Below are 18,072 nucleotides of genomic sequence, written 5' to 3'. Positions count from 1 at the left end.
GGTGTCATTTCTACTCTTTTTCTGCGTTTCAGAATCTTAACGAATATATCGTTCGATAATTTCCTCTACAGAGCCATCATTGATCAGGATGTTTAACTCCTGATTAAACTGCTCTAGAAATTCGCTTCTCTGGTCATCGCTCCAGTCTGCCCCGACTGCAAGGTATCCAGCCTCTTCCGCGATTACCGCTGCCAGAGAAACATCTTCCACTCGTTCACCCGTAAAAACATTCGACAAGTACCATTGCACGGTGACCTTGTCGTTGATATGGCAGTCTTTACGTCCTGTAAGCACCATATTCAACGCATTCTCTGGGCCATTCACTTCTTCGGCACTTATGGTCTTGTTTTCAACCCCTGCCCAGAAAGCATCCCCGCCCATTTTTACGCCCCTGCTCAGCACAAAGGACGCATCGAAAAAATCTTCCGGCCAAATTTGGTTGCCATTGAGCTCAATACCTTTTTGACTTAACGAGCGTTTGTTGCAAAAAACCGAAGCGTATTCAGTCATCATAGGAACAGAGTAATCAATTAAGAAAGGCCGCTTACCTGGAAAGTAGTGAGGAGGGAAAATAGCCTGAGCATTCCCCCTTTCAACCATCGCGAGGGAACGCTTCCAAGGGTAAAGTTCAATGCTAACAGCGGTGTGATTCATTCTGTTCAGTGTCTGCTGAACAATTTCGGTATAGATACCTTTATTCTCACCATCTTCGATATAAGAAAATGGCGGATGTTGAGAGTCACCAACGATAAGTACTTTTGCATAGCTCATCTTGCAAACACTAAAAAGTATAAGCAAATAAGAAAGGCTTCTGACAAGAGTAAATCGTCGTTTAGACATCACACTGCCTTATAAATTATTACTCTGAGATAAGCTCTTCTAAAGCATCCTGATCGGTGTATTCGATATAACCCGTAATAGCATTATTAACCTCTTCAGCGGTTAATAATTCTTGCATCGCTACCTGACCGATATATTCGAAAGCCCGCTCTACCGCATACGGATCTTCTTTATTGGCGACTCTTAACTCGTCAGGGCAATCATCAACCAACAGTTTAGTAATTAGACGGCCAACCTTTTTGTCTGTGGCTAGCCTGTCACTATCTGTGATTTTGCTGTATTCCCCCATTTGGGGATGAGCTGCAATTGAAAAGAATATCCACCTGGCCAGGTTATGTTTGTCTTTTACACTCAATGAATCGACAGTACATGAAATAAACTTCTGGGTATTAGCTTGAGCGGGCAATGCCGCCATAACAAGAATAAAACAAGCAGCAACAGACGCGAACAATTTGGATTTCATTGTGTTTCCCTTATTGGATTATTTTTTAATAATTTAGTTCTATTATTAACCTGCAACCATAATCATCACTCAACGATATGACTTCGGTCTCTAATATAGTCAGGCAAAACGATATCCCAACGCGAGAGTTGGCTCTCGCTAAAAATAGGCTCTCCTATTTTTGATACTTCTATTAATGGGAATATCCCGTTGTCTACAATCGAATGTACTTTCTGAGCGGCACTTTTACCCTGCTGAAATCCACTGATAACAAGCCCACCAACCGTTTTTCCATGCCCGATACGATGACTCCAGAATGTAAACAATGGAATTGGGCTATGTTCGCTGGCCCACTCTAAAATGTAACTGTCAGTCACATCCGGCAGGTTCTCTTTATCTTGCAAGGTGGAAAAACTTCCAACTAAAACTGCGTCGTAGTCATCTGGAGAGAGTGACTTAAATTTTTCTTGCCACTCGTTAAAGTGGGTCGCGATAAACACATCCAACTCAACCCCGTTTGCGTTTATCTTATCGTGGCCATTCAGTGTTTTTTCAAAAAAACCGGTCGAGGTCGCACCATTATCCATAACCAACAAAACACGGTGATACTTCATCGGTATCACCTTGGATATATAGAGCATACTTTGGAAAAGAAGCGGACGTTCAAGGACGCCACTCATTCGAGCAGGAAGATTACCACTCTCGAAATAGAGCCTTGGGTCATTGTTTACACCCATAAATACTAATGGATAGCCCGCATTTGTTATTCGCTCACCAAGGTACTTAAGGGAATTGTCGTCCATGGTCACGACGATGTCGGGCTTAATACTCGAAATCTCATCCCAGATTTCATCGGCTTTACTTTCATAAAGAGAAGGAGAGATTCGCTTGGTATCCATTTCCAGAAACGTGACGTTATGCTTTTTATCTATCGTTTCGTTGAATCCTTTCCTGCTGGTCGCGGACCAAGGATAGTCTCCAATATAGCTATCAACAACGACGATTGTTTCTGCTGATACGTTCTGAGTCACGGTAAGTCCAAGACTCAGAACAACAAAATGTAGAAAATGCTTTAAAGACATCAGCTCTTCCCTAAACAGCGACCACCATGGCTTAATTCTTCTTGTTTTCATTAGTATAGAACACTATCAGCCAATGTCTTTTTAGCCTTAACAGATTGTCATTTAGCTTCCTTACTCTGATAGATGGCTTGTTGCTATATTTGTTGGTGACTTTATCGAAATAAACTTGAAGCAGGAAGCTTAGTTATCATCAAAGCGGAGGTTTTTGTAATAGTACTCCTTATCCCGTTCGGTAATCGGTCTGAGAACTCTACATGGATTACCAACCGCCACGACATTTGCAGGGATATCTTTGGTTACAATACTTCCCGCACCTATCACGGTATTCTCTCCAATAGTCACGCCCGGTAACACAACACTGTGTGCACCAAGCCAGACATTCTTGCCAATGTGTATAGGGATATTAAACTGAGCGACATCGATACGCATCTGAGGATCAACTGGGTGCCCCGCAGTAGCGAGTGTTACATTGGGTCCAATCATTACGTGGTCACCAATGTAAATATGGGTATCGTCGACCAGTGTTAAGTTGAAATTTGCGTAGACATTCTTGCCAAGATGGGTGTGTTTTCCCCAGTTAGCACGAAGAGGTGGTTCGATATACGAGCCCTCACCCACTTCCGCGAATATCTGCTTTAAGAGATTTTCTCGTGTACTTGTTTCTGAAGGGCGAGTTTGATTGAAGTCATAGAGACGTTCCAGGCACAGATCCTGCTCTTTTTGAATTTCGTCGCTATGAAAATAGATTTTTTGACTATGAAGCTTGTCGATTTGGCTCATGAAGACTCTCTCCTACCACTCTAACTCGATAAATATTCGAATATTTTAGCAGGTAGTCACCTCCAATGTTTGAAGACATCAGAGGTTATAAGAGAGTCTATGAAATTAGTTTAGAGAGACTTCAACATCAGATTTAACGACAGTTGAACAAGCCAGAACATAGCCATCACTGATCTCTTGCTCTGTCAGCGTCTCTTTACTTGTCGACTCTACGTCGCCCTTCTCTACTTTACATTTGCACGAACCACAGATACCACTTCGGCACGCCGCAATGATCGGTAGGCCTGCACTTTCCAGAGAATCTACCAGTACGCTTCCTTCTTCCGCTTCAATGTTCTTGCCAAAAGCAGGTACCGAGATGCTGACAGGTCCGCCATCATCGTTCACAGACTCACTAACCGGGGCCTCTGCCGGAGTGTAGCTCTCCTGATAGAAGCGCTCCAGGTCGAAGTTTTCTTCCGTCAGATAACGCTTAATGTCTTCCATAAAACCAACCGGACCACAAAGGTATACGGTTCTTTCATTTAGATCTGGGCTGAGTTTGTAAAGCCACTCTTTATCCAAACGACCTTGAGGATGAGCAGTATCTCCGTTGTCTTTCAGCAGTAGACGCAAGTTAAAGTTATCGTGCTGCTGAGCAATAGATTCCAGCTCTTCAAAGTAAATTGTGTTTTCTTTATCGCGAGCCATATGGATGAAGTCGATATCGACATCACTATTGTGCTCTAGCCAGTACTTGACCATAGACATTACCGGAGTAATACCACATCCAGCACTCACCATGGTCACTTTGCCATTGTGGGTACAGTCGATGTTATTAAATGCGCCAGCAGGTTTTAGCAGCATTACCGATTGGTCAACGTTCAACTCATCAAGAATAAAGTTGGAAACAAGTCCGTTCTCCACTTTTTTCACTGTGAATCTCAATGTCGATTCACCCGGAAGAGAGTTAATAGAGTAAGCACGGTATTCTGTATTGCCATCAATCTCGAAACCCAGAGAAGCAAACTGCCCTGGCTTAAAGTTGAACTCTACATCGCTGTCTTCTGACTCAAGCTCAAAGCTCACTGAGTCTGGTGTTTCATGCCACTTCTTACGACAAACAAGCTGGATTGAATCTGAATGTGTCCAGTCAAACATGGTAAATATCCTTCAGGCACAGAAGCCCTTTATTAATAACAGGTAAAAACAAAAAGGCTCCGGCAAAAGCCGGAGCACTGTGCGCAGTAAGATTATGCTGCCAGAATAGTCTTAAGGTCAGCTTCAGGCGTTGAGATGCTACGCATATCGAACTGCTCCTGAATGATCTTGATTAGATTGTCTGTCAGGAATGCTGGCGCTGTAGGACCTGTGTAGATGCCTTTCACACCTAGAGCAAACAGAGTCAGTAGGATAACGATCGCTTTCTGCTCGAACCAGCTAAGAACCAATGTTAGCGGAAGCTCGTTGATGTCACAGTCGAACTCTTTAGATAGAGCAAGAGCCAGCTGAATTGCAGAGTAAGCATCGTTACACTGACCAACATCAAGAAGACGTGGGATACCATTGATATCACCGAACTCGTTCTTGTTGAAACGGAACTTACCACACGCAAGCGTCAGGATTACGCTATCTTCTGGTGCTTCAGCAGTGAAGTCCGTGTAGTAGCTACGTTCTGCTTTATCACCGTCACAACCACCTACAAGGAAGAAGTGCTTGATGTTGCCTTCTTTCACTTGCTCAACCACAGCAGGTGCAGCAGCCATCAGTGCGTTACGGCCGAATCCAACAGTAATCATATGCTCGATTTCGTCGTGCTTAAAGCCTTCCAGAGACTCGGCGCACTTGATTACTTCACTGAAGTCATCACCTTCAATGTGCATCACGCCCGGCCAGCCCACGATGCTGCGAGTGAAAATACGATCTGCGTACTGACCAACTTCCGGGCTAAGCAGGCAGTTAGAAGTCATTACAATTGCACCTGGGAAGTTAGCAAATTCTTTCTGCTGGTTCTGCCATGCGCTGCCGTAGTTACCAACAAGGTGTGGGTACTTCTTAAGCTCTGGGTAAGAGTGAGCAGGAAGCATTTCACCGTTAGTGTAAACGTTGATGCCTTTACCTTCAGTTTGCTGAAGAATCTTTTCAAGGTCGTGAAGATCGTGACCAGATACAAGGATACACTTGCCTTTAACTGGCTTAACGTTAACCTGGCTTGGCTCTGGATGACCAAAGGTGTCAGTTTCACCCTTGTCCAGCATCTCCATTACACGGTAGTTCATCAGACCAATCTTCATAGACGTTTCAAGCAGAGCCTGAAGGTCTGTTGGATCCGTACCCAACCAACTCATGATTTCATGATACTCGGCATAAACTGCGTTATCAGTCTGCTCAAGAACACGTGCGTGCTCCATGTACGCTGCCGCACCTTTCAGACCGTATAGGCAAAGAAGACGAAGGCCGATTACATCTTCGTTTTCTGTTTCATGGCCACGGTTAACTGCCGCTTGAGGTGCAACACCTAATAGCTCTGTTGCGTCTGCTGGTAGTTCAAATTTCGCTGCTGGTGAAAGCTCTGGAATCTCTTTGTCAGAAACCAGTGCAGCTGCACGAACTTGCTCTTCAAGACGCTGCTTGAACTCGTTAGAAGTCTTAGTGAACTCGATGATGCGCTCTGGATCGAAGTTAACGTTCGTCAGAGTAGAAAAGAATGCTTTTGGTGCCCACTGATCGATTTCAGAATCGATAACACCAAACTGGCGTCCAAGGTTAGCCCAGAAAGAAACACCCTGAAGAGAGTATACTAGTACGTCTTGCAGATCAGACACTTCTGATGTTTTGCCACACATACCCTGAGCAAAGCTACAGCCTTTAGACACGGGGGTTTGAATTGTTTGTTCACATTGAATACAGAACATATATGAGCTCCAGTTTAATTATTCTGTGCAGGTTCATTGCCTGCGACGATTTTTCCGGGAGCTATATTGCACTAAGCGTGCCAACTTTTATCTTATTGTTTTTATTGAATTTTATTAAAAGCATTATTTTCTTGCGTTGTCATAATCACATCGCAGCGATGTAGTTATGACAACAAACACTGTTTTACTATCTATTTGATCCCCAAGCGTTTCCCCATACGGTAGAGATTTCCTCTGTCCATTTGTAAAAACTCCGCAGCCTGGGCCCACACTCCATCGGATTGCGCTAAAGCATGTTCGATGAGTTCCTTCTGGTACTCCTCTACCATATCTCTCATCGCAACAGGCTCACTAGGTAACGTACGGCTTTCTATTTTCCCGTTTGCTTGCGCGCTTTCTTCGATACCAAGGTGCATTAATCGAATTAAGTTCTCACCTTTCTGAATGACTCTAAGACCAGCACGCATAAGGGTGTGCTCCAGTTCCCGGACATTACCAGGCCACTGCAGCGATTCCATTTTGGCTAGGCACGCAGGATGAAGATGCAGATCATGGATATTAAATTGTGTACGTACCTGATCGAGAATATGCCCAGCTAAGACAGGTATATCCCCCTCTCTTTCTCTAAGAGGTGGAACAAAGATAGGAAAAACATTCAGGCGATGATAGAGGTCTGCGCGGAACCGGCTTTCAAGGACTTCTTGCTCTAAATCGCGGTTGGTTGCCACAATAATGCGTACATCCACCAGCAAGTTTTTATCCGCACCAACCCTTTGCACTTCTCCTTGCTGGATAACTCGCAATAGCTTTGCCTGAAGCAGTAAAGGAAGTTCACCAATTTCATCCAGAAAGAGAGTACCTCCATCGGCCATTTCAAACTTACCGGCTCGGTTAGAGTTGGCCCCAGTAAATGCGCCCTTCACATGACCGAACAGTTCACTCTCTGCGATGCTCTCTGGCAGGGCTGCACAGTTTACGTAAATCATGGGTTTGTCCGCTCGCAGCGACTGTTCATGCAAAGCATGCGCTACCAGTTCTTTCCCGGTTCCGGTTTCCCCACTTATCAACACAGCATAACTGGATTTCGCCACCATGCCGATGTTTTCGCGCAAGCGTTGGATTTGCGGGCTCACACCAACCAGTTTCCCTTCCTTAGAACGGGCTTGCTCAATCAACATCTGATTGACGGTTTTTTGCTGCCGATTAGACTTCTGAAGCGCTTTAAAAAGTGTGTTATTTCTGAGAGTTGCAGCAGCCAGAGCAGCAAAAGTTTCGACCGTAATTGAGTCAATTTTCTCAAAGGCATCAGGCTCAAGTGCATCCAGAGTGATTAGCCCTACAAGCTTATCTTCAACGTACAAGCTGCACCCCATGCAGTCGTGCACATCGATTACTTCATTGGGTACGGCTGAGAGCTGACCATCAAACGGGTCCGGCAGTTCAGAGTCTGCGCTGAACCTGACTGGCTTTTTACTTTCAAGAATGGTCTTAAGCCGAGGATGATTGTCGGGGTAGAATTTTTGACCTAACACCGATCGAGACAGTCCATTAACCGCAACCGGGGTCAAAAATCCTTTCTCATCCAATACAAACAACGCACTGGCATCACAAGGCAGTACTTGTTGAAGGGAGTCTATCAATTTCTGGTAATGGTTACCCTTTGATAGATCTCCGCTTAAGTCCAATGCTATTTGCAACAGCACTCTTTCTACCGATGCTTTCATCTTGTCTCTTATTAACAACATTATCGTGCCAACCAAGATATCATAGCGTTGTCATAATTACATCAGCCTGGATGACCGTCTGCTCGTGGTGTCGCCAACATATGACCAAACTTCACGAGGTAAAGGCCAAATGCAAACACCCATAGTCCCGCAGCAATGTTCACGTACAAGATAATGCTTTCTGGCTGCATTGCGACACCAACACTTCTGATAACCGCTGCGATGAAAGTGGCAGCAAATCCATACCAGAAAGCCGGTCCTTGATAGATCATTCGACCAGTGTGTCCCATGGTTACACGTGCAATCATTGCCAGAATCAGGCCACCAAGAGCGCCGATTGCGAACAAGTGAATCATAGAGTGCTGAGTAAATCCGTCGGTGAATCCGCTCAACAGCAATCCAACCGGAATACACCCATAAGAAAGATGTAGTGACCAAACCAATGGCTCACTCACGGTTTGCCAAGGCTTCCAGCGCACAAAGCGAACAAGTTGCAGCGCACCAGCGACCAGCATCAAAGGTTTAGAAAACTCCATAGAAGCGATTGGGAAAAAGCTCAAAGCAAACAACAACACAAGCGAGATATTCACAGCGTAATCCAACCATAGGATCGGCTGTGGCTTTTCACTATTGAATCGCCTTGCAGTAAAGAACGGGATAACACGATTACCCATCACAGAAAGTAGCAATACAAACCACCACAGCATTGCATGCCAAACCGCAGACGGTGGAAATGGTGCCATACCTTTAATGGTAGCGTAGCTAGCAAAGTTAGCGACGATTGCCAGAACAAACAGAGGGACAAAGAACAGGTTTTTCCAGCCTTTTGACTCGACAACTCTAAACCCAACTTCGTAAGCAACAGACAGAATGAACAGAGATTCGATTATCGAGGTAATCCACAGCGGTGTATCTGTCCAAAAAAGAATCCGTGGCAGTGCCCAGAGTGCGACGATTGCCGCTAAGCGATAACTCTTTGTGCCATTCACCCCAGTCCAGGTTTGAACAGCCGTAAGTACAAAGCCAGCCACAATCGCCATGGCAAAAGCGAAAAACATCTCGTGTACGTGCCACCAGATAGCAGGAACCTTTAACGCTTCTGGTTGCCCCTTCTGAAACGCATAAACCCATATAACGATAGAGATAATTGAATAGAGCGTCCCTAATAGGAAAAAGGGTCTGAAGCCCAATCGGAAAAGAGGGACAATACGATCTTCTTTACTTTTGTCGGTGATATTTAACACAACATCTTCCTGGAAAATTATTAATAGCAAGGGTCATGAGCATTATTTGTGCCAAAATGTGATGAGCCGTTAGATGTAATAAAGACAATTATCACCACCAAGCCATAACTAACTGATAAATATAAATTTAAACAAGGCTGCAGATTTCAAAGACTCCAACAATCGTATGTGTGTTTAATCATTTTCTAGAGCCGTTTGTCATTAATATAAGTTTGACGATGTCATTTTCACATCACCATCTCATTATGACAAGCCAACTATTCTGAGGTCTCTATACCCCATCTTTTCAAAATCTGCTTGTACTCCCGGCTCTTTTTAAAAGTTACCAACGCATTCATTACTTTTTCAACGATGTCAGGATCTGTACGTAAGTTAGTACTTAGATAGTAAGGGTGGAGCGTACCTTCGTTGAAGGTATAGACTTTTTGAAGCAACAAACTCGGGTCATCTCCACAGTTGCGACTTATATGATGGGCAACTGCATCATCTATCGGCCACACATCAATTCTTCCCGCTTTGAGTTTCTTATAATTTCTCTCGTAGGCGTCCCTTCCACTTATCCGGGTCAAGTTCTCTACAGGAAAACCATTTTCGATTAATAAGGTTTCCCTGGAATCATGAATCGTGGTTCCGATGAAGTATCCAATAAGGTCAGTCACTTTCTCTACTTTAATATCACTTCGTTTTTTTAATGCGAAGACAGAGTGTTGAGACGTGACAATTTCTCCTAACCACAAAAATCGAGACTCTCTGCTTGGTAGACGTCTCATTGAATAAACAAAGGTGTTGGGTTCATTTTCGACAATAATCATTGCCCTGGCCCACGGCTGGAACTCTATTGTGTACTCAAGCCCTGCAAGCGCCATTATGTGCTGAACGATCTCTGTGCTTAGTCCGGCCGGCTGTCCGTCCTCAATGTAATTATAAGGAGGGTAATCTTCTGTATATATTTGAATGGTATTGGCTTGCATTGGAAATGGCAGCGAAATAAGCATAAACGCTAAAAACATCAGCACGAATATGTTTGTTCTACGCAATACCATAACTTCAACCACACTATTTTCTGGTATATCGGTAAGCTATTCACTAACACGTAAATATCTTCATATTAGGAAGTATAGTTAAATTATTAGTTAATAGATCTATTCATACTGCCAATTTACGAATCACGGTTCATAGTTTTATAAATTTAAGTTCGCCTGAGTTCATATAATAAATTATGCTTTGAGATAATATCCGCACCAAATCCAAGGACTAACAGAGCAAGGATCAGGATGACTACTTTTATACCGCCAGACATAGATATAGATGTACTTAATGATGTGGTAGACGAAGTAAACATGCTTTGCGAAGAAAGCGAAGCCACCATGCCATTGATTGCCAGTGACCCAACTAACCGTGAGCTACTTGATAAGTTGTTCCGATATGTGCACACGGTCAAAGGTGATGTGGGTATTGCTCAGTTTCAACCTGTTATTCCCCTTTTAATGGCTTTCGAAGATGTTCTCCAGATGGTTCGGGAAGGACAACTTCCCTATACCGAAGTGATTTCCGAACTGCTCTTGTCTATCTTTGAGCATGTAAAGTCCTTTGCCGATGATTGTGCCAGATATGGAAAAACCCAGTACGACCCAAGGGTGTTTGATTCAGCGACGGAATCCATCGCCAAAATAAGAAGCTATAACGCTTCCAAACATAATCAATACTTTAACGAAGCATTGATGGCCCTCGATCCACCGCTTGATTACAGCTATACCAGTGAACTGTTGGCGTACGATTCAGAAGAGCTACGCGTAGACTGGGAGAAAGAAGTTGAACCTGATCTGGTTTTCTTTAGTGATATCGCCAAAACCGTAGAAAAGAGGATGGATAACTGGGCGGGCCGAAGTAACCGTCAACTAAAGTTAGCCTTACTTCTTAACCAGTACGCCGGAAACCCGATCGACGAAAGCCAGTTAAGAACCGCGATCTATTTGCACGACATCGGTATGTCAATTGTGCCGATGAGCCTACTACGCCAAAAAGGTTCATTGCTTGAGTCTGAAATAAATCGAGTGCGGGGTCATGTTATTCGCAGTGCTCTTTTCCTAAGAGAGATGCCGCACTGGGCCGAAGCGCAGCAGTTTATCCATCAACACCATGAGCAACCAGACGGTAAGGGTTACCCTGAGCAACTTTCCGGGGACAATATATCCCATGGAGCGAGAGTGATAGCACTCGTTGATGCATTTGAAGCCATGACCCATGTAAAAGCAGACGGTGAGAAGAAGCCAATGGCGAAAGCAGTTGAAGAGATAAACCGTAAAAGTGGTAGCCAGTTCTGCCCATATTGGGTTAATGTGCTCAACCACGTAATGCAAGAGATATTGCCCGCCTGATTTATGTTAAAAATTTCTAACTCTGTAGAGCTCGCTGATTGGGAGATTGAACTTTCTGCTATCAGAGCGATGGGCGCTGGAGGCCAAAAGGTAAATAAAACCAGCTCAGCGATACATCTTCGATTTGATATCCGGCGCTCTACCCTTCCCGCTTTCTATAAAGAAAAATTACTCGCATTAAAAGATTCCAGAGTGACGAAAGAGGGTGTGATCATAATTAAAGCTCAGCAGTTCAGAACTCAGGAGCAAAACCGAGAAGATGCGCTCGAAAGATTAAAACTAATGATTCAATCTGTCGCAGTTGTTCAAAAAGCCCGCAGAGCAACGAAGCCGACGCGAAACTCGCAAATACGTCGTGTGGACGCGAAGAAAAGAAAAGGGGCCACAAAGTCACTTCGCGGGCGTGTTGTTTAGCGTTCATCGCGACGCCTGCCTCCTTACTAACTGTGTGACAATAGTCAAACTTTTCTTTCAAACTGTCTCAATTTCCTATATTTTACGTTTCCTAATAGCGGCCCCCTCATGCTGCATCTCCAAAAGTTCAGGTATTTATAATGACATCAAACAGAATTAAATTTATCGCGTCAGACATGGATGGAACCTTGCTCGATGATAATAGCGAGCTAAACCCAGAGTTTTTCGAACTGTTTAATGAACTGGAGAAGCAGGAAATTATGTTCGCAGCCGCATCAGGGCGCCAATATTACAGCCTGTTAAAAACCTTCGGTCCAATACAGGATCGCATGATGTTTATCGCAGAGAACGGCACTATGGTCATGCACCAGGGCAAAGAGCTGTATGCATGTACTATGGGTGATGAATCTATCGATGAAATCATAAAAACGGCCAGAACCATCGGCGGAGCACACATCGTTCTGTGCGGTAAAAAATCCGCTTATATCGAAACTCAGGATCCTGAAGCGCTGGCAGAATTCAGTAAGTATTACACTCAATGCCGTTATGTCGACGACCTTCTAGAGGTTGAAGATGAGTTTATCAAGGTGGCAATTTGTCATTTTGGAGGTACAGAGCAGTTTGTACAGCCAGTCATCAACGCAAAGTTTGGTGAAGATCATAAGGTCGTCATCAGTGCCCGAATTTGGCTTGATGTTATGAATATTAACGCATCTAAAGGCGCTGCAATCAGACACCTTCAAAAGACGCTTCGCTTTAGCTTTTACGAAACAATGAGCTTTGGCGATTACTTTAATGATGTCGAAATGCTGGAGCAAAGCTACCACTCTTATGCTGTCAAAAACGCCCATGAAGGGGTAAAAAAATACGCCAGACATCAGGCTCCCTCAAATAACGAGAACGGTGTATTAACCGTAATTCGAGACTACTTAAAAACACTTTAAGATACCTCCAATTTCTAATAGCTCTGGATGCAAGTTCAGAGCTGTTTTTATTTCTGCCCTTCATTTCTTTCCATTATTAACGCCGCATTCGCTTCGCTGTTTCATCGACTATTGATAAATATCAACCTTCAATATCAATGGCATATTTCTATCCAAATTCGACTGGTTTTTACCTTTATGCCACTCACCACACGAATACCATTACCCACATAAAACACAACGAAGCAATTTCTTTTGTAGGTAGGTAAACAATGGCAAGAAGATCGAAAAAGAATTCGAGCCAAGTCGTCGAAAAGCTAGCAGCGGTCGGTTCATTATTACTGCTCATTTCCGCCTGGTGGTTTGGTGGCCTAGAAATATCACAACGCCAAATATCCATGCTCAACTCACTGGTCAACGAGAATCAGCAACTGGTTCAGGTCGACGAGGGTTTGTATCAGGTCGTTGAAGGTTCAGAACAAAAAGCCTGGCTAGGTGTCGGTACAGGTGTCGGCTATGGCGGTGAGATGAGCATGGCTATTCGGATAGATATGCAAGGAGACATAGAGCAAACCAGCATACTCTCTATCAAGGATACCTCTTCTTATGTCACAAAGGTCGTTGAAAACGGGCTTGTGAGTAACATCCTTGGACAGTCGGGAAAAAAGACCATAACCGTTGATGCCATTAGTGGCGCTACCTTATCTTCCAACGGGATAACACAGGCAACAAACGATGCCATTGACCCTATTCGGGAACAAATGTTTGGCTATCGCCTCAAGGACGAAGGGAGCCCTTTTGACAACGTTAGTTTCATTGATGCATTAGCAGTACTATTTTTCGCTGCCGCCATGTTTATCAGCCGCTCTTCCAGTGCACACAAGCTGAAAATGCAGTGGACATTAATGATTGCATCAATGGGCATTTTTGGATTCTACTCCGCTGCTTTGATCTCATCTTCCACGATGAACATCCTGATATCTGGCTCGTGGATGTCCGGCCTCGGAAACTACACGGCTATCATCCTGCTTGTTCTTACACTTGGCTATATTTTGATGTTTAACAAAAACATCTATTGTCAGATGATTTGTCCAATGGGGACAACGCAGCAGTGCTTGTCAAAACTGACCAATGCCAAAACAATCAGCCTGAAACATAAGGCATTTGTATGGTTTCCCCGAGCATTACTGCTTGCAACACTCGCGGCTGGTTTATATTTCCGCGCGCCTGCCGCATTCAACTACGAACCATTTGGCATTATGTTTGGCATGATAGGTCCCATCTACCTGTTCATCTTAACCATCCTGCTATTACTCACATCATTATTTGTTCATCGACCTTGGTGTAAAACGCTTTGCCCTATCAGTGCCATGACAGACTACCTGCTGTTCTTGAAAGACTGGTACAAAAAAGCCACTAAACCAAGTAAGAAAAACAGAAAATCCGGGGTTAAAAAACCTAAGCAGGGCAAGAAGCTTCTTGTAAACAAACGCCCTGAAAATGAACAACCTATTGCGATTCAGGTAGAGGAAGCTCAGTCATGAGAAAGAATATTTTGTATCTATTTTACGCAGCTACCAGCGTATTAATCCTTGTGACTCTGAACATGGACTTGCGCCTTGTCATCAATACCAACGGTACTCACGAGCCTCAATATGTGTTTTCACAAAAGAACGATGATGTAAAGGCGCGTAAACAGAAAGAGTTGGAAGTTTTACGTAAGTGGGCCGAAAACTTCGACCCAGATGACATCAAACAATAGCATTGGAGAGAAACAGCATGGATATATCTAAGCTATTTGAGAGCGAAACAAGAATTGTCGATGGCAATGAAGCTGCTGCGTCTATTGCCTATCGCTGCAACGATGTCATTGGAATCTACCCTATTACTCCATCTTCCCCGATGTCGGAACAGTGTGAAGAGTGGGCCAATCAAAGCCAGACTAATTTCCGTGGCGTTGTTCCTGACATCTACGAAATGCAATCAGAGGCCGGGGCTGCGGGGCTTTTACACGGAGCGCTAACTGCTGGCTCGCTGGCAACATCTTTTACATCATCTCAGGGTTTACTTTTGATGATCCCTAATATGTACAAAATTGCCGGAGAGTTAACCCCATTCGTATTACATGTAGCTGCCAGAACTGTAGCAACACACGCTCTCTCGATTTTTTGTGACCACTCGGATGTCATGGGTGTCAGGCAGACCGGTTTTGCCATGTTGGCCGGCAATAATGTTCAACAAGCCCACGACTTTGCGCTTATCGCGCAGGCCGCAACGCTCAAAAGCAGAATACCTTTTGTTCACTTCTTCGACGGTTTCAGAACTTCTCACGAGCTTAATCATATTGATTACATTAGTAACTATCTGATTAAGCAAATGTTAGACAAAGACGCTATCATTCAGAACTTTAATCGACGATTAACGCCAGACAACCCTACATTAAAAGGGACTTCGCAAAATCCGGATACCTATTTTCAGGCCAGAGAAGCAGTCAATCGCTACTACGATGCTTGTCCGGAAATCGTTGTTGAAATGATGGAGAAGTTTGGTGAGTTGACTGGCCGTCACTACCAGCCTTTTGAATACCATGGTCACCCGCAAGCAGATGATGTCATTGTGGTGATGGGGTCTACAACCAGTACCGTTAATCAGGTTGTAGAGACGTACCTTAAAGAAGATAAAAAGGTCGGCGTTCTTTGTGTCCATCTTTATCGTCCATTCTCAATCGAGCACTGTATAAAGTCGATACCCTCTACGACAAGACGTATCGCAGTATTGGATCGCACCAAGGAGCCCGGAGCGATTGGAGAACCACTCTATCTTGATATGGTTAGCGCAATATCCAGTGCGTGGTCGACCTATCACATCACGTCAGCGCCCGTCGTATATGGAGGCAGATACGGCCTTTCCAGCAAAGAGTTTACGCCAGCTCATGTTGAGACAATCTACTCGTACATGGAACAAGGCAGCCTGTTCCATAACTTCACCATCGGTATCACGGATGACGTAACTCATCGTTCACTCTCTGTTCAAACCTCTTCCCGTAGTTACAAAGAAGCCAGGCTGAACGCTCTGTTTTATGGATTGGGCTCTGATGGCACCGTAGGTGCAAATAAAAACACCATTAAAATAACGGGCAACAACAGTGACTGGTTTACTCAGGGCTACTTTGTTTACGATTCTAAAAAGTCCGGAGGTATGACAACCTCTCACCTTCGCTTTGATACATCACTCATCGACGCACCTTATCTGATAGAGAAGGCTGACTTTATTGGTTGCCATCAATTCAGTCTGTTTAAGAACAACGATATTCTCGCTAAGGCCAAGGTCGGAGCCACCATACTCTTTAACTCTGCATATGGGCCAGAGGTACTCTGGCAGAAGTTGCAGCATAGAGAGCAAGGGCACATTCTGGCTAAGCAACTTAAGGTTTATACCATCGATGCCACCCGGCTCGCTAACGAACAGAGTATACGCGGGCGAATCAATAACATAATGCAGAGAGCCTTCTTCTTGCTTACTGATATATTTGATGCTGATAAGGCTTTGAATCTTCAGCAACAAGCGATCACTAAAACCTACCGCAACAAAGGTGAAAAGGTAGTTAAAGCGAATCATGATGCCGTCGTTAAAACCGCCAGTGCTTTGTTCGAAGTGACCCCAAATCCTGAACAACTTAACGAAGCGGTATCACTTCATAGTAAGACCATTCGCACACCTGAGTTCGTACGCAAGGTAACTGCCGAGCTGTTACATAACCGTGGCGATCTAATACCGGTCAGTGCGTTTCCGGAAGATGGTCAGTGGCCTACGGCAACCAGCCAATGGGAAAAAAGAGATATTGCCTCCTTCGTACCAGACTGGGATCCTGAGTCCTGTACACAGTGCAATATCTGTAGTTTAGTCTGTCCTCACTCCGCAATTCGGGTCAAAGTGATCAGCAATACACTGCTACTGGATGATGCACCAGATTCCTTCAAGGTGACCGATTACAAGCTGCGTGATTTTCAGGGAGAACGATTTACGCTTCAGGTATCGCCAAAAGATTGTACCGGCTGTCAGCTATGTGCAGAAATGTGTCCTGCTATGCGAGAAGAACACAGCGTTCAAAATGGGCAGGTGTTAGGAGCACTAGAGATGGTGTCCAGAGAATCGGTTCCATCGGAACAGCAAGATAACTTTGAATACCTCACCAAACTACCTGAATTAAAGCCAATTGATATCAAACGCATCGATGCCCGAAGCAGTCAGCTTCTGGAACCCTTGCTTGAGTTTTCCGGAGCCTGCTCAGGATGCGGTGAAACGCCTTACATAAAGCTTATTACGCAGCTCTATGGCGACCATATGTTGATCGCCAATGCGACGGGTTGTTCTTCCATTTATGGAGGGAACTTGCCAACAACGCCGTACACCCAAAACGCTGAGGGTCAGGGGCCCGCCTGGTCAAACTCACTGTTTGAAGACAATGCTGAGTTTGGTCTGGGTATGAGAATGGCAGTGGACAGCGAAACTGATATTGCTCTAGAGCAACTGGAATCCATCAAGCCAGAGCTCCCGGAAGTGCTTTATCTTGACCTTATCTCGCTGGCAAAAGACTCGTCTGCAAAAGGCATTGATAAACAGCGCAAGAACGTAGCCGAGTTAAAACAATTAATGCCAGAAAACCACCCAATCCAACAACATGCAGATTCACTGGTAGCAAAGAGTGTCTGGATATTAGGTGGTGACGGCTGGGCCTATGACATAGGTTTTGGCGGTTTGGACCACGTATTGGCGGGAGACAAAAACGTCAACATAGTTGTCCTGAACAATCAGGTCTATGCGAATACGGGTGGACAGCAGTCCAAAGCGACACCGACTGGTGCTATTGCCAAGTTTGCCAGTGAAGGCAAACAGATAGCCGGTAAAGACCTTGGTTTAACCGCCATGATCAATGGCAGTGCTTACGTGGCTACTGTCGCCATGGGCGCAAATATGAACCAGACATTAAAAGCGATTCAAGAAGCGGAATCTTATCCGGGACCTTCAATCATCATCGCCTACGCCTCTTGCATCACACACGGTATCAATATGTCTGAAGGTATCGAACAGCAAAAAGAACTGGTCGCTAGTGGTTTGTGGCCTCTATACCGATTTGATCCCAGGAGAAAAGCGAAAGGTAAAGCTCCTCTTCAGTTAGATTCCCGTCCGGCCAAACAGGGCGTAGCTGAGTTTGTGACACTGCAAAACAGATTTAACCAACTTTCGACCAAAGACCATCAAAGCTTTGAACAAGGCATCACCTCACTACAGTTTCAGGTTGAGTATAAACAAACACTACTTAACCAGCTTGCTGAGTGGAAATAGTTAAA

The 18,072-nt window shown here is 44.5% G+C and carries 15 protein-coding genes; 6 read left to right on the top strand and 9 right to left on the bottom strand.

Annotation, left to right across the window (positions count from 1 at the left end; translation table 11 throughout):
• Positions 1–36: 36 nt before the first annotated feature.
• From SNR28_RS03310 to SNR28_RS03270, 9 genes are all read right to left on the bottom strand, one after another.
• A complete protein-coding gene (locus SNR28_RS03310) occupies positions 37–771 on the bottom strand; it encodes a substrate-binding periplasmic protein (RefSeq protein ID WP_375749603.1) in 735 nt (244 codons plus the stop codon).
• A gap of 88 nt (positions 772–859) precedes the next feature.
• Positions 860–1,303 carry a hypothetical protein gene (locus tag SNR28_RS03305; RefSeq protein ID WP_375749602.1) on the bottom strand — a complete coding sequence of 148 codons (444 nt, stop codon included), beginning with the start codon at positions 1,301–1,303 and terminating at the stop codon, positions 860–862.
• Positions 1,304–1,368: 65 nt separating this feature from the next.
• On the bottom strand, positions 1,369–2,415 hold the full coding sequence (locus SNR28_RS03300) for an ABC transporter substrate-binding protein (RefSeq protein WP_375749601.1): 1,047 nt from the start codon (positions 2,413–2,415) through the stop codon (positions 1,369–1,371).
• A 129-nt stretch (positions 2,416–2,544) separates the two neighbouring features.
• Positions 2,545–3,144, bottom strand: a complete 600-nt coding sequence (locus SNR28_RS03295; RefSeq protein ID WP_375749600.1) for a sugar O-acetyltransferase — start codon at positions 3,142–3,144, stop codon at positions 2,545–2,547.
• 105 nt (positions 3,145–3,249) lie between these two features.
• The gene (locus tag SNR28_RS03290) at positions 3,250–4,284 is read right to left on the bottom strand and encodes a 2Fe-2S iron-sulfur cluster-binding protein (RefSeq protein WP_375749599.1); all 1,035 of its coding nucleotides are present in this window, start codon (positions 4,282–4,284) and stop codon (positions 3,250–3,252) included.
• Positions 4,285–4,376: 92 nt separating this feature from the next.
• Positions 4,377–6,038 (bottom strand): hydroxylamine reductase, encoded by a 1,662-nt coding sequence (gene hcp / locus SNR28_RS03285; RefSeq protein ID WP_375749598.1) that lies wholly within the window; start codon positions 6,036–6,038, stop codon positions 4,377–4,379.
• Positions 6,039–6,229: 191 nt separating this feature from the next.
• Positions 6,230–7,762 carry a nitric oxide reductase transcriptional regulator NorR gene (gene norR / locus SNR28_RS03280; RefSeq protein ID WP_375749597.1) on the bottom strand — a complete coding sequence of 511 codons (1,533 nt, stop codon included), beginning with the start codon at positions 7,760–7,762 and terminating at the stop codon, positions 6,230–6,232.
• Between the two features lie 62 nt (positions 7,763–7,824).
• Positions 7,825–9,006, bottom strand: a complete 1,182-nt coding sequence (locus SNR28_RS03275; protein ID WP_375749596.1) for an NnrS family protein — start codon at positions 9,004–9,006, stop codon at positions 7,825–7,827.
• Positions 9,007–9,263: 257 nt separating this feature from the next.
• A complete protein-coding gene (locus SNR28_RS03270) occupies positions 9,264–10,049 on the bottom strand; it encodes a substrate-binding periplasmic protein (protein ID WP_375749595.1) in 786 nt (261 codons plus the stop codon).
• Positions 10,050–10,280: 231 nt separating this feature from the next.
• Here SNR28_RS03270 and SNR28_RS03265 point away from each other — a divergent pair, with 231 nt between their 5' ends.
• The 6 genes from SNR28_RS03265 to nifJ all read left to right on the top strand — a co-directional run bounded on the left by SNR28_RS03265 (position 10,281) and on the right by nifJ (position 18,067).
• Positions 10,281–11,384 carry an HD domain-containing phosphohydrolase gene (locus SNR28_RS03265; RefSeq protein WP_375749594.1) on the top strand — a complete coding sequence of 368 codons (1,104 nt, stop codon included), beginning with the start codon at positions 10,281–10,283 and terminating at the stop codon, positions 11,382–11,384.
• A gap of 3 nt (positions 11,385–11,387) precedes the next feature.
• Positions 11,388–11,798 (top strand): alternative ribosome rescue aminoacyl-tRNA hydrolase ArfB, encoded by a 411-nt coding sequence (gene arfB / locus SNR28_RS03260; protein ID WP_375749593.1) that lies wholly within the window; start codon positions 11,388–11,390, stop codon positions 11,796–11,798.
• Positions 11,799–11,938: 140 nt separating this feature from the next.
• Positions 11,939–12,742 (top strand): Cof-type HAD-IIB family hydrolase, encoded by an 804-nt coding sequence (locus SNR28_RS03255; RefSeq protein WP_375749592.1) that lies wholly within the window; start codon positions 11,939–11,941, stop codon positions 12,740–12,742.
• 251 nt (positions 12,743–12,993) lie between these two features.
• Positions 12,994–14,265: a 4Fe-4S binding protein gene (locus tag SNR28_RS03250; protein WP_375749591.1), complete on the top strand. Its 1,272-nt coding sequence runs from the start codon at positions 12,994–12,996 to the stop codon at positions 14,263–14,265.
• The gene (locus tag SNR28_RS03245) at positions 14,262–14,483 is read left to right on the top strand and encodes a hypothetical protein (protein ID WP_375749590.1); all 222 of its coding nucleotides are present in this window, start codon (positions 14,262–14,264) and stop codon (positions 14,481–14,483) included. The genes SNR28_RS03250 and SNR28_RS03245 overlap by 4 nt, the downstream gene beginning before the upstream one ends.
• A gap of 17 nt (positions 14,484–14,500) precedes the next feature.
• Positions 14,501–18,067 (top strand): pyruvate:ferredoxin (flavodoxin) oxidoreductase, encoded by a 3,567-nt coding sequence (nifJ, locus tag SNR28_RS03240; protein WP_375749589.1) that lies wholly within the window; start codon positions 14,501–14,503, stop codon positions 18,065–18,067.
• The last annotated feature ends 5 nt before the right edge of the window (positions 18,068–18,072 follow it).

This window comes from Vibrio iocasae (assembly GCF_042245395.1).
Classification (GTDB): Bacteria; Pseudomonadota; Gammaproteobacteria; order Enterobacterales; family Vibrionaceae; genus Vibrio; species Vibrio iocasae.
This window is presented reverse-complemented; position numbering and strand designations above follow the sequence as displayed.